1 pseudogene is annotated in these 433 nt (G+C 71.1%); it reads right to left on the bottom strand.

Features of this window, described 5'->3' with window-relative positions:
- Positions 1-433: pseudogene (locus tag L995_RS07320) on the bottom strand (amidohydrolase family protein); the annotation flags it as partial.

The raw sequence follows: 433 nt of genomic DNA, 5'->3' as shown, positions 1-433 counted from the left end.
CAGGCCCAGGGCCGCGCCTTGTGCGCGCGCCTCGGGCAGCAGGCGCTGCAGCAGGGCCAGCATGTTGTCGGTGCTGCGGATGAAGCGCGCCTGGTCGGCGCGCGGCGGCTTGCCGCCGAAGCCGCTGGTCTGGTAGAGCACGGGCAGCAGGGTGATGCCCATGCCGGCCTTGCGCGCGGCGCGCAGCAGGGCCAGGGACAGCGTGGCGTCGTCGGCGTAGGGCCGGCCATCCCGGTCGTGGTGCACGTAGTGGAATTCGCAGACCGAGGTGTAGCCGGCCTCCAGCATCTCCACGTACAGCCAGGTGGCGATGGCCTCCAGCGACTCGGGCGTGATGCGCGCGGCAAAGCGGTACATGAGGTCGCGCCAGCTCCAGAAGCTGTCCTGGGCCTCGGCGCGGTATTCGGTCAGGCCTGCAAAGGCGCGCTGGAAG

It is taken from the genome of Delftia sp. ZNC0008, assembly GCF_000799035.1.
Classification (GTDB): domain Bacteria; phylum Pseudomonadota; class Gammaproteobacteria; order Burkholderiales; family Burkholderiaceae_C; genus Comamonas; species Comamonas tsuruhatensis.
The sequence above is the reverse complement of the archived record's forward strand: the minus strand, read 5'-3'. Positions and strand labels throughout refer to the sequence as shown.